Origin of the sequence: Cyanobium gracile UHCC 0281 (genome assembly GCF_034931305.1) — a bacterium.
In the GTDB taxonomy this organism is placed as follows: Bacteria; Cyanobacteriota; Cyanobacteriia; order PCC-6307; family Cyanobiaceae; genus Cyanobium; species Cyanobium gracile_A.
Map to the genome: position 1 here is coordinate 1 of NZ_JAYGHY010000077.1, position 10,472 is coordinate 10,472.

Genomic DNA, 10,472 nt, shown 5'->3' on the forward strand with positions numbered 1-10,472 from the left:
CTGCTGGTGTGCGCCCGCCGGCCGACCACCCGCGCCTGGCTGAGCGCCCAGCTGCGGGAGAGCACGGGCTCACTGGCCAGTGGCGCCGGCGGCGGGGCCTCGCCCTGCCGCAAGCTCTACCGGGCCCTGCTGGTGCCGGGCCGGCTGGCCCTGGCGGCCGGGGACAGCCTGGCGATCACCACACCGATCGGCCGGCGGCCCCACCCGCCACTCGGGGAGATCTGGTGTGCGGCCGCGGCCGGTGATCCGGGCGCCCTGGCGGCCCGCAGCCGGCTCACCCTGCTGGAGCGGGGCAGCGAGGCCGATCTGGTCGAGGTGGCGATCGCCTCCGGACGGCCCCACCAGATCCGCATCCACTGCGCCGCTCTCGGAGCGCCGCTGCGGGGAGATCCCCTGTATCAGCCTGGCGGGTGGGCCCGCCCCGGGGGCTTGCCGGGCGAGGGCGGCTACCGGCTCCAGGCCCGCCGGTTGCAGCTGCACCGCCCCGAAGGATCGGTTCTGGAGCTGCAGGCCCCACCGGCGGCAGGCCTGGGCTGATCGACGCCCTGCTGTGCCGCTGGAAGGCCGGACCTCAGACCTGCGTGGCCCGTGCATGGCTGTTCGAGGCTTGCGTTCAGAGCCTGTACAGGCTGTACAGAATCAGGACTCCCTTTGAGCGATGCCCCTGCACCACGATCTGCGGCGCCCACCGGGCCATGGGCCGCTCCAGAGATCCCCTCAGGGGCGAGAGGACAGAGTGCCGTGCGGGCAGCGACTGCCGCCGGACGCGCGTCAGGCCGGGTCGCGCTCGAAGGCGATCAGCCGCGAGAAGTAGAAGGGGGCCTGGTTGAGGCTGCGGTGGACGGGGCGGAAGCCGGCGCTGGCGGCCGCCGCCACGATGCCGTCTTCCCGCAGGGTGTAGGCGCGGGTGGTCTTGCTCGGTCCGGGGAACAGCTGGCCGATCTGCTTGAGCACTGCCAGCAGCGGCGTGTAGGGGGCGAAGCTGACGATCAGCTGGCGTTCGGCCATGGCCGCCAGGTGTTTCACCATCGCTTCGGCGGCCGCCTGGGGGTAGTGGATGAAGACGTCCAGGCAGATCACCGTGTCGTAGCGACCCTGGAGACTCTCCAGGTCGGAGGCGGTGAAGCTCAGCCGCCCGGAGGCCAGGCCGGCCTCGGTGGCACGGCGGCTGGCCTCGGCCACCATCGCCGCCGAGAGGTCGCTGGCGGCGATCGAGCCGGCCCCGAGGGCCGCCAGCGGCAGGCTGAGGCTGCCGACGCCACAGCCGGCATCGCAGAAGCTGCGACTCGAGAGGTCGCCCTGCTGCTGCAGCCAGGCCAGCACCGCGTCCACCGTCTTCTGATGGCCGATGCGGATGTTGCGCTGGACCCGGTTCACCTCTTCGCTGTCGCTGTAGATGCGGTTCCAGCGCTCGAAGCCGGTGCTTTCGAAATAGGCCTGCACCTCGGCCTTCTCGGCCTGCGTCTCAGCCTGTGCCTCGGCAGGCGCGGGGGGTTGCAGTTCCGGGGGCATGGGGCACAAGGCCGTTCGGGTGGGCCGGATCCTAGGGAGTTGGGGCCTGGGCCACGGTTTCGCGCCCGCCCGCCGCCGTGTTCGGACGCCGCCAGCGCAGGCTGCCGTCCTCCGCCGTGCTCCAGCGCAGGGTGTCCCCCAGGGGCCGTCCCAGCAGCAGCTGCTCCAGCGGCCGCCGCTCCCCCAGCAGGCGCCGGGGGGCGAGGGTGGCGGCGGCGATCGAGGCCGGCAGCAGGCCGCTCCAGCCGGCCAGCCGCCTCACCCCCTCCAGCAACGGCAGGGTCACCCCGGCCAGGGTGCCGTCCTCCAACCGGCAGCTGCCGTCCTGCACCAACAGCCGCCGCTCGTCCCAGCGATGGGTGCCGTCGGCAAGACCGTAGGGGGCCAGGGCGTCGCTGACGATCACCAACTGGCGGGGCGCCAGCCGCTGCAGCAGCACCGCCATGGTCGGCTCCACGTGGACGCCGTCGGCGATCAGCCCCAGGGCCACTTCCCCCTGGCGCAGGGCCGCGCCGACGGGCCCCGGGGCGCGGTGGTGCAGTCCGGCCATGGCATTGAAACTGTGGGTGAGCATCCCCACGCCCTGTCCGAAGGCCTGGCCTGCCTGCTCCGCATCGGCGCCGCTGTGGCCCAGGCTCACCACCACGCCGGCGGCCCGCAGCTGGTCGATCACCTCGGCGGCACCTTCCAGCTCCGGGGCCAGGGTCACCAGGGCGACATCGGCTTCGGCTCCCCCAGCGAAGCCGGCGATCAGGGCGTCGAGGGCGGCCCGGCTGGGGGCCTGCAGGTGCTGGGCCGGGTGGGCGCCGCGCCGCTCCGGGGCGAGGAACGGCCCCTCCAGATGGGCGCCCAGCAACCGGCAACGCCTGGGTCGATGACGGCAGCGGGCCTCGGCCAGCACCGTCAGGCTCTGGCGCAGGGCCTCCGGGTCGCAGGTCACCAGGGTGGGGCAGATGGCGTTCACCCCATCGCGCCAGAGCAGCTCCAGCAAGGCCTGCAGGCGGGGTAGATCGCTGGACGTCAGTTCGGGGAAGGCCAGGCCCAGGCCGCCATTGATCTGCAGGTCGACCCCCCCCATGGACAGCCAGTCGCCACCCCAGTCCTCGCCGGCGGCCCGGCTCCCCGGAGGCGTCGGCCGCACCCGGGCGATCAGCCCATCGCTGTCGACACCAACTCTCCAGCGCGTCTCTGCTTCGCCGCAGGCCAGGTCGTCGCCCGCCAGTCGCAGGTTGCTCAGCCAGCGCATCCAGGCAGCCATGGGAGGGGACAATGCCATCCTCGCCGCCTCTGCCCCATGGATCCCGCTGCCCCAACGTCCGCGTCCGCCCCAGCGCCCCGGGTCGCGGTCGTGATGGGCAGCGATTCCGACCTGCCGACGCTGGAGCCGGCGGTGCGGATCCTGGAGCAGCTGGGGGTGGCCAGCGAGGTGCGCGTGCTCTCGGCCCATCGCACCCCACGGGAGATGGCGGCCTTCGCCGAGGCGGCCGGCACCAGAGGCTTGCGGGTGATCATCGCCGGGGCGGGCGGCGCCGCCCACCTGCCCGGCATGGTGGCCGCCTTCTGTCTGCTGCCGGTGATCGGCGTGCCGGTGCGCAGCCAGGCCCTCTCCGGGGTGGATTCCCTGCACTCCATCGTGCAGATGCCGCCAGGGATCCCTGTGGCCACGGTGGCGATCGGCGGCGGCCTCAACGCCGGCTTGCTGGCGGCCTCGATCCTGGCCATCGCCGATCCGGTGCTCGCGCAGGCCCTGGAGGCCTACCGCCGTGACCTGCATGATCAGGTGGTGGCCAAGGATGCGCGCCTGCAGGCCCTGGGCAGCGCCGCTTACCTGGAGGCGATGGGCCAGGCATGAATCGCTGGTCCTCGTCGGCTCGACAGGCCAAGCTGGTCGGCGATCGTCGATCCACCGGGGCCCGGCCCGGCTCCCGCTGATGCTTGAGCGGCTGGTGCTGCCCCCATGGCTGCGGGTCTCCCTGGCCCTGCCCCTGCTGGTCCTCAACCTGTGGGTGCTGCGCCAATTGCTTGTGCCCCTGGCGCCGTTTCCGGCCCTGTTCCTGACGGCCGCCCTGCTGGCCTTCCTGCTGGACATTCCCAGCCGCTGGCTGATCCAGCGGGGTCTGCCACGGGCGCTGGCTCTGCTGCTGGTCCTGGGGCTGAGCCTCTCGGTGGTGGTGCTGGCGGCCCTGGTGCTGGTGCCCCGGCTGGTGGAGCAGCTTGGAGACCTGGTGCTGGCCCTGCCCAGCTGGCTGGCGCAGGGGGAAACCCTGCTGGGGCAGCTGCAGAGCTGGGCCACCGAGCGGGGGCTGCCCACCGACTTCGGTGGGCTCAGCAGTGATCTGATCACCCGAACCAGCAAGCTCGCCTCCCAGCTGAGCCAGCAGGTGCTGGGGATCCTGGGGGCCACTGTGAGCATCACCGTCAACACGGTGATCGTGCTGGTGCTGGCGGTCTTCCTGCTGCTGGGGGGCGAGGGCATCGCCAGGGGGCTGGTCGAGTGGCTGCCTGCCGGCACCCGCGCCCTGGTGCTCAGCACCCTCGATCGCACCTTCCGGGGTTACTTCGCCGGCCAGGTGGTGCTGGCCCTGATCCTGAGCGCTGCCCAGAGCCTGGTGTTCACCCTGCTCGGGATTCCCTACGGGGTGCTGTTCGCCGTGGCGATCGGCTTCACCACCCTCATTCCCTATGCCAGTGCCCTCACCATCGTGGTGGTGAGCGTGCTGCTGGCCCTCCAGGATCCACGCACCGGCCTGGAGGTGCTGGCCGTGGCGATCAGTGTGGGTCAGGTGGTGGATCAGGTGATCCAGCCGCGGCTGATGGGCTCGATCGTGGGGCTGCAACCGGCCTGGTTGCTGATCAGCCTGCCGATCGGGGCCCGGCTGGGGGGGCTGCTGGGGCTGGGCGAGCTGCTCGGTCTGCTGCTGGCGGTGCCGGTGGCCAGCTGCGCCAAGACCTTCCTCGATGCCTGGGCCCTGCGGCTTCGCTTCGAACCGCTCAGGGTTCCGCCGGCGCCGGAATGATGCCGCGCCGCTCCAGTTCGGCCATCACCTGGGCCACCGAGTCGTCGAGGCTCTGTTCACCCGTGGCCACCAGCAACTCGGGGGCCTCGGGGGCTTCGTAGGGGCTGGAGATGCCGGTGAACTCCTTGATCTCCCCGGCCCGGGCCTTGGCGTAGAGGCCTTTGGTATCCCGTTGCTCGCAGACCTCCAGGCCCGCGGCGCAGTGGATCTCGAGGAAATCGCCCGCCTCCACCAACGCTCGGGCCCGCTGGCGGTCGGCGCGGAAGGGGGAGACGAAGGCGGTGAGCACTACCACGCCGGCATCGAGGAACAGCTTGGCCACCTCACCGATGCGGCGGATGTTCTCTTCGCGATCAGCGTCGGAGAAGCCCAGATCGCTGCACAGCCCATGGCGCACGTTGTCGCCATCGAGCACGTAACAGGCCAGCCCCTGCTCGAACAGGGCCGAATTGACCGCATTGGCCAGGGTGCTCTTCCCTGCTCCCGAGAGTCCCGTGAACCAGAGGATCGCGCTGCGGTGGCCCCGCTGGTGGGCCCGGGCGGCGCGGGTCACGGTGGAGTGGTGCCAGACGATGTTGGTGGCCTTGGACGGCGAGGTCATCTCGGACACGGAACGGGACGGCGGCTTCGGGCCGCATTCTCCCCTACCCCCCCGCCTGCTTCGGTCGAAACCCTTGGGCTGCGAGCTCGGCCAGGGTGAGGGCCACCTGGTCGCCCTGGAGTTCGATCACCCCGTCTTTGAGGGTGCCGCCGGTGCCGGCGCGGGTCTTGAGCCGCTGCAGCAGGGCGCGGGCTTCGGCGTCAGGCATGTCCAGCCCCGTGACCGCCGTGACCAGCTTGCCGCCCTTGCCCGCCTTGGTGCGCTGCACCCGCACCCGCTGCTGGGCCCTGGCCACACCAGGGACACCAGGGGCCGGCGGCCGCTGCAGGCTCTCCGAGCCACTGAACTCCGTCCAACCGCCCTTAGGCATGGGTGCGGACCCCCCTGAAGAGCTGCGTCATGCGCCGGCCGGCGGCGGACACCAACCGCGAAGGTAAGGATCTGGAGCGCATCGTTTCAGGCAGAGACGGCGGTTCGGAGAAGTCGTAGCCCTCCCCGACGCGATGGCGGGCCATGGCCTTGTGATTCGCGGCGGCGGTGTAATGGCAGACGTAGGAGCGGCGGGTGCGCGAAGGATCGGCCATGGCGGTGCCGCCGTGAATCAGTGCCCCGTGCCAGATCAGCAGGTCGCCACGCCTGGGCAGGTAGATGCTCGGTGTCCAACCCTGCTGGTTGATCAAGGCGCTCAGATAAGGCCCGTACCCCGCTGCTGTCTGGGGGTCGGTGTTGCGGCTGGCCAGAATTCCGCCCTGGTTCCAGTCGTAGAACTGATGCTCCGCCAGGAGGTGGGAACCCTTGTAATACACAAGCGGCCCGGCCTGATCGCTGATGTCTTCCAGGGGAATCCAGGCTGCGGCCAGATGGCCCAGCCGGTTGTGATGGTGCACGTAGGAGAAGTCCTGGTGCAACGATTGTTCGCTGCTTTTCCAGAAGGTGAGCGATTGAATCAGGGCCGGTGCCGATCCGAAGAGCTCGTCGAGAAAACGGATGATGGGCTCTGAGAAGGCGAGGTCGCGGGCAGCATCGAAGTAGCGATGCAGGTCATTGAGCTTGAGCCCGGGGCCTGCCTGGCGCAAATCTGTGATACCCAACTTCGGAAGATTGCGCAGAACCCTCGCCTCGTAGTGATTCGCCTTGCCATCAATGCCGATCATGCCGTACAGCAGGGAAGTCTGGGCCAGGCGCGGCAGGTCGTCCAGGTCGGCGTCCACCCGATCGAGCAGAGCAGGGTCCATCACCTGAGGAAAGATGATCACACCGTCCCGGAGGAACTGAAGCACTTGCGCTGAATAAATCTGGCCTGCTACTTCGGGCTGCTGGCGGTACAGCCGTTCCGCCAGTGTCAAGGACGAGAGGTAGTGGTGGGGAAGCATGTCTGGCGTTCGTTGGGAGCCGGGCCGGCACCCGCTGCCGCCCTTGATTCTGCGGTGGCACAACGGAATCCCCAGGTCCGTCCCAGCCGTGCCGGGTGGTGCCTCCCTACTCTGAATCATCCCCTTCAGCACCGCCGGTGACCAGCACCGTCCCTACCCGCCGCGTTGATCCGGCCGAGTTGCAGCCGTCGGTCCGCCCGGATGGCCTGGGCCGTTTCGGCCCCTTCGGCGGTCAGTACGTGCCCGAAACTCTGATGCCCGCCCTGGCGGAGCTGGAGGCCGCCGCCGCCGAGGCCTGGGCTGATCCCGCCTTCACCGCCCGGCTGGACCACCTGCTGCGCCATTACGTGGGGCGACCCACGCCGCTGTACGAGGCCGAGCGACTCACGGCCCATTACCGCCGTCCTGAGGGGGGGCCGCGCCTGTGGCTGAAGCGCGAGGACCTCAACCACACCGGCGCCCACAAGATCAACAATGCCCTGGGCCAGGCCCTGCTGGCGTTGCGGATGGGCAAGCAGCGGATCATCGCCGAAACCGGCGCCGGCCAGCACGGCGTGGCCACGGCCACGGTCTGTGCCCGCTTCGGGCTGGAGTGCGTCATCTACATGGGCGCCGAAGACATGCGCCGCCAAGCCCTGAACGTGTTCCGGATGCGGTTGCTGGGGGCCACCGTCCAGCCCGTCACCGCCGGCACCGCCACCCTCAAGGACGCCACCAGCGAAGCCATCCGCGACTGGGTCACCAACGTCGAGACCACCCACTACATCCTCGGTTCGGTGGCCGGTCCACACCCCTACCCGATGCTGGTGAGGGATTTCCATGCCGTGATCGGCCAGGAAGCCAGGGCCCAGTGCCTGGAAGCCTTCGGCCGTCTGCCGGATGTGCTGATTGCCTGTGTGGGTGGCGGCTCCAACGCCATGGGTCTGTTCCATCCCTTTGTTGAGGACGCCGACGTGCGCCTGATCGGTGTGGAGGCGGCCGGCGAGGGAGTGGCCACCGGTCGCCATGCCGCCACGATCACCGAAGGCCGGGTGGGGGTGCTGCACGGCGCCATGAGCCTGCTGCTGCAGGACGACGAAGGCCAGGTGCAGGAGGCCCATTCGATCAGCGCCGGCCTTGATTACCCGGGCGTGGGGCCGGAGCACAGCTATCTCAAGGGCATCGGCCGGGCGGAGTACGCCGCCGTCACCGACGCCCAGGCCCTCGAAGCCCTGCAACGGGTGAGCGAACTGGAGGGGATCATCCCGGCCCTGGAGACGGCCCACGCCTTCGCCTGGCTGGAATCCCTCTGCCCCACCCTCGCCCCCGGCACCGAAGTGGTGCTGAATCTCTCCGGCCGCGGCGACAAGGACGTCAACACGGTGGCGGAGAAGCTGGGCGACGGCCTGGCCGGATAGGTTGGCCGCCCCGCTCGCCAGGCTCTGGACTCAGCCTGGACTCAGAGTGGATCCTGCTCCCACGCAAAACGGGGAAGCTTGTTGAGGCCCTCCTGCATGTGGCGGGCCCACACATCCATGGTGTGCTGGATTTCCGGAGCCTCCTTTTCGAGTTTGAGGTGGCGGCCCACCTTGAATTCGTCGCGGCGCACCAAGGCGATCTCGAAGGGTGGCCCCACAGTGAGATTGGAGCGCCGGGTGACGATCTCCGACACCAGGCAGAGGCGCGCCGCGTCCTCCAGGGAGAGGTCCGGTCGGCCGATGTAATCGAGGGGAGGCTTGCCGTACTTGGTTTCGCCGATCTGCAGGAAGGGGGTGTCGGCGGTGGCCATGATCGCGTTGCCCTGGGGATACACCATGTAGAGCCCGTGGGGCTGGCCGGCGATCTGGCCGCCCAGGATGAAGCTGGCCTCGCCGCTGGCACCCGCCTGGCGCAGGTTGGGATTGAACTCCTTCTGGACCATCACATTGAGGCGGCCGATGTAATCGGCCACCTCGAACAGATAACGGGCGGTGAGCATGCTCGGTCCGGCCGGGGGGTCGTCCTGGCGGCTCCACTGGGGACTGGGACCGGCTCCGTGGTTCTCGATGTCGCGGCGGATGCGGTTGAGCACGGCCTGGGTGGTGCCCAGGTTGCCGGCTGCCATCAGCACGAACAGCCGATCCGGAGCCGGCGCCAGCACATGCATCTTGCTGTAGCTGGAGATGTAATCCACGCCTGCGTTGGTGCGGGAGTCGGAGGCGAACACCAGGCCGCTCTGGAGCAGAAAACCGAGGCAATAGGTCATCAGCTGAGCAGCCTCTCCAGGATGGAGGCCACCGACTGAACCGCTGCACGGGCGGTGGCGTAGGCCATGCGCATCGGCCCCACTAGCGCCACCTGGCCGCGGCCGCCGTGGCCCGTGCGGTAGGTGGCCTGGACCACCGAGCACTGGCCGAGGGCCGCGTGGGGGTGTTCCGTGCCGATCCAGATCGCTTCGCTGGCGATGGTGGCGGGGTCTCCGGTGGGCCCCAGCAGGGTGCGGGGGCCATGCTCCACCAGCTGCACCACCGGCAGCAGGCTGGAACTGTGACTGAATTCCGGCTGGGCCAGCAGACCCCCCAGGCCGGCCGCCACCACGGCGTCGAGCTCCTCGCTGCGGATGCGGCTGTGGCTGTCGAGGGCCTGGCGCAGCAGGCCGCCGCTGCGGCGCAGTTCGGCCGGCAGTCGCTCCCAGGGGATGCGGCCGTCGCCGCCGGCACGGAGCTGCTGGTTGCTCCACCGCTCCAAAATCGGCAGCTCCTCCTCCAGGTCGGCGCCGAGGCGCAGGTTCAGGCTGGTGCTGAAGTCCGGACCCTGGACGAGGAAGACCAGGAGGCGGTCGCCGCTCGGCACCAGCCGCACCGCCTGCAGCAGGGGACTGGGGCGCTGGGGCCGGGTGATCAGGCTGAGCAGGCCGGTGAGGTCGGCCAGGCGACGGGCCAGGTGCAGCAGCAGGTCATCGAGGGCGGCCCACTGCAGGCTGATGCCGGCCAGTTCCCGCTCCAGTTGCAGGGCGGCGGCCCCCGGGGCCGGCAGCAGCTGATCGACGTAGAGCCGGTAACCCCGCTGGCTGGGGATCCGGCCGGCGGAGGTGTGCGGCTGGGTCAGCAGGCCGCGCTGTTCCAGAGCCCCCATGGCCGTCCGCACGGTGGCGGGGCTGGCGGGCAGGCCGAAACGGCGCACCAGCGTGTGGCTGCCGACCGGCTCGACGGTGTCCACGTAGTGCCGCACCGTGGCCCTCAGGACCTCCTGTTGTCGGCGCGGCAGCGTGTCCAAGGACGGGGGGGAAACAGCAAAGAAAACAGATTCTTAATCCTAGGTAGGTGTGGACCCTTCCCAGCCTCGGCAGGTGGGCTCAGTAACGGGGAACCTGGGGATCCACCTCCCGGCTCCAGGCGTCGATGCCCCCTTTCAGGTTCCAGACCTCCCCATAGCCCTGTTCCTGGATCAGCCAGCAGCCGAAGTCCCAGCTGCGGATGCCGGCATGGCAGAGCACCACCACCGGCTGCTGCCGGTCGAGCAGGGTCTCCAGTTGCGGCAGCCACTCCCGGTGGCGGCTCAGGGGCAGATGCAGAACCTCCAGCGGCAATCTGGCCAGGGCCAGTTCTCCTTCCTCGCGCACGTCGACGATCCGGAGCGGCTCGCCGGCCTCGAGGCGTCGTTGCAGGTCTGCGGCGGTGAGCGTCCGGGGGGTCCCCGGGGGGGTCGTCTCGTCCATGGCGGGCGTCGGAGGGGGGGTGGCGTCAGGATGGTCCCATCCTGCTGAGAACCGATGAAGGCCCGCCCATTCCTGGCGGTGCTGCTGGCCCTGGTGCTGGTGGTGTTCGGACTGGGGCTCGGTGGCTGGTGGCTGGTATGGCAGCGCAGTGCCCTGCGGTTGCAGCGTCTGCCGCTGGTGGTGCCGCGGGCGGCCCGTTTTGTGCCCCGGGAGGCTCCCCTCAGCTTCCATCTGTTCAGCGACGGCGACCAGCCCCTGGACTACGCCCGTGCCGTCGCCCCGCCCCGCCAGCG

At 70.1% G+C, this 10,472-nt stretch carries 12 protein-coding genes and 1 pseudogene; 5 read left to right on the forward strand and 8 right to left on the reverse strand.

From position 1 onward, the window contains the following. Positions 1-537: pseudogene (locus VB739_RS15105) on the forward strand (RNA pseudouridine synthase); the annotation flags it as partial. A 234-nt stretch (positions 538-771) separates the two neighbouring features. Here the strand turns inward: VB739_RS15105 and bchM are convergent. Together bchM and VB739_RS15115 are read right to left on the reverse strand one after the other, a co-directional pair. Continuing rightward, positions 772-1,512, reverse strand: coding sequence for a magnesium protoporphyrin IX methyltransferase (gene bchM, locus VB739_RS15110; RefSeq protein WP_323357855.1), 741 nt, complete (start codon positions 1,510-1,512; stop codon positions 772-774). A gap of 31 nt (positions 1,513-1,543) precedes the next feature. Beyond that, a complete protein-coding gene (locus VB739_RS15115) occupies positions 1,544-2,758 on the reverse strand; it encodes an N-acetylglucosamine-6-phosphate deacetylase (RefSeq protein WP_323357866.1) in 1,215 nt (404 codons plus the stop codon). A gap of 48 nt (positions 2,759-2,806) precedes the next feature. On the opposite strand from VB739_RS15115, the gene purE reads away from it, so the two are divergent. Both purE and VB739_RS15125 read left to right on the forward strand, forming a co-directional pair. Then, positions 2,807-3,364, forward strand: coding sequence for a 5-(carboxyamino)imidazole ribonucleotide mutase (gene purE / locus VB739_RS15120; protein ID WP_323357856.1), 558 nt, complete (start codon positions 2,807-2,809; stop codon positions 3,362-3,364). Positions 3,365-3,443: 79 nt separating this feature from the next. Beyond that, on the forward strand, positions 3,444-4,529 hold the full coding sequence (locus tag VB739_RS15125) for an AI-2E family transporter (RefSeq protein WP_323357857.1): 1,086 nt from the start codon (positions 3,444-3,446) through the stop codon (positions 4,527-4,529). On the opposite strand, the gene cysC is transcribed toward VB739_RS15125, so the two are convergent. The 3 genes from cysC to VB739_RS15140 are packed head-to-tail and all read right to left on the reverse strand — an operon-like array spanning position 4,504 to position 6,503. After that, complete coding sequence (gene cysC / locus VB739_RS15130; RefSeq protein ID WP_323357858.1) at positions 4,504-5,130, reverse strand: adenylyl-sulfate kinase; 627 nt, start codon at positions 5,128-5,130, stop codon at positions 4,504-4,506. The genes VB739_RS15125 and cysC overlap by 26 nt on opposite strands. Positions 5,131-5,173: 43 nt before the next feature. Then, a complete protein-coding gene (locus VB739_RS15135; RefSeq protein ID WP_323357859.1) occupies positions 5,174-5,500 on the reverse strand; it encodes a translation initiation factor in 327 nt (108 codons plus the stop codon). Continuing rightward, the gene (locus VB739_RS15140) at positions 5,493-6,503 is read right to left on the reverse strand and encodes a phytanoyl-CoA dioxygenase family protein (RefSeq protein ID WP_323357860.1); all 1,011 of its coding nucleotides are present in this window, start codon (positions 6,501-6,503) and stop codon (positions 5,493-5,495) included. The genes VB739_RS15135 and VB739_RS15140 overlap by 8 nt, the downstream gene beginning before the upstream one ends. A 137-nt stretch (positions 6,504-6,640) precedes the next feature. Here VB739_RS15140 and trpB point away from each other — a divergent pair, with 137 nt between their 5' ends. Beyond that, complete coding sequence (gene trpB, locus VB739_RS15145; RefSeq protein ID WP_323357861.1) at positions 6,641-7,900, forward strand: tryptophan synthase subunit beta; 1,260 nt, start codon at positions 6,641-6,643, stop codon at positions 7,898-7,900. 41 nt (positions 7,901-7,941) lie between these two features. Here the strand turns inward: trpB and VB739_RS15150 are convergent, their stop codons facing one another. The 3 genes from VB739_RS15150 to VB739_RS15160 all read right to left on the reverse strand — a co-directional run bounded on the left by VB739_RS15150 (position 7,942) and on the right by VB739_RS15160 (position 10,179). After that, entirely contained in the window at positions 7,942-8,727 is a 786-nt protein-coding gene (locus tag VB739_RS15150; RefSeq protein ID WP_323357862.1) for a 20S proteasome subunit A/B, read from the reverse strand. Beyond that, the gene (locus VB739_RS15155; RefSeq protein WP_323357863.1) at positions 8,727-9,737 is read right to left on the reverse strand and encodes an HrcA family transcriptional regulator; all 1,011 of its coding nucleotides are present in this window, start codon (positions 9,735-9,737) and stop codon (positions 8,727-8,729) included. Before VB739_RS15155 ends, VB739_RS15150 begins: the two co-directional genes overlap by 1 nt. 79 nt (positions 9,738-9,816) lie before the next feature. Beyond that, positions 9,817-10,179: a rhodanese-like domain-containing protein gene (locus tag VB739_RS15160; RefSeq protein WP_323357864.1), complete on the reverse strand. Its 363-nt coding sequence runs from the start codon at positions 10,177-10,179 to the stop codon at positions 9,817-9,819. Positions 10,180-10,233: 54 nt separating this feature from the next. On the opposite strand from VB739_RS15160, the gene VB739_RS15165 reads away from it, so the two are divergent. Continuing rightward, on the forward strand, positions 10,234-10,472 hold a 239-nt coding region (locus VB739_RS15165; RefSeq protein ID WP_323357865.1), incomplete at its 3' end, for a DUF3352 domain-containing protein.

Bases quoted from the DNA above. Each gene is read 5' to 3' on its own strand.
- bchM (WP_323357855.1), bottom strand. From the start codon at position 1,512: ATGCCCCCGGAACTGCAACCCCCCGCGCCTGCCGAGGCACAGGCTGAG.
- VB739_RS15115 (WP_323357866.1), bottom strand. From the start codon at position 2,758: ATGCGCTGGCTGAGCAACCTGCGACTGGCGGGCGACGACCTGGCCTGC.
- purE (WP_323357856.1), top strand. From the start codon at position 2,807: ATGGATCCCGCTGCCCCAACGTCCGCGTCCGCCCCAGCGCCCCGGGTC.
- VB739_RS15125 (WP_323357857.1), top strand. From the start codon at position 3,444: ATGCTTGAGCGGCTGGTGCTGCCCCCATGGCTGCGGGTCTCCCTGGCC.
- cysC (WP_323357858.1), bottom strand. From the start codon at position 5,130: ATGACCTCGCCGTCCAAGGCCACCAACATCGTCTGGCACCACTCCACC.
- VB739_RS15135 (WP_323357859.1), bottom strand. From the start codon at position 5,500: ATGCCTAAGGGCGGTTGGACGGAGTTCAGTGGCTCGGAGAGCCTGCAG.
- VB739_RS15140 (WP_323357860.1), bottom strand. From the start codon at position 6,503: ATGCTTCCCCACCACTACCTCTCGTCCTTGACACTGGCGGAACGGCTG.
- VB739_RS15150 (WP_323357862.1), bottom strand. From the start codon at position 8,727: ATGACCTATTGCCTCGGTTTTCTGCTCCAGAGCGGCCTGGTGTTCGCC.
- VB739_RS15160 (WP_323357864.1), bottom strand. From the start codon at position 10,179: ATGGACGAGACGACCCCCCCGGGGACCCCCCGGACGCTCACCGCCGCA.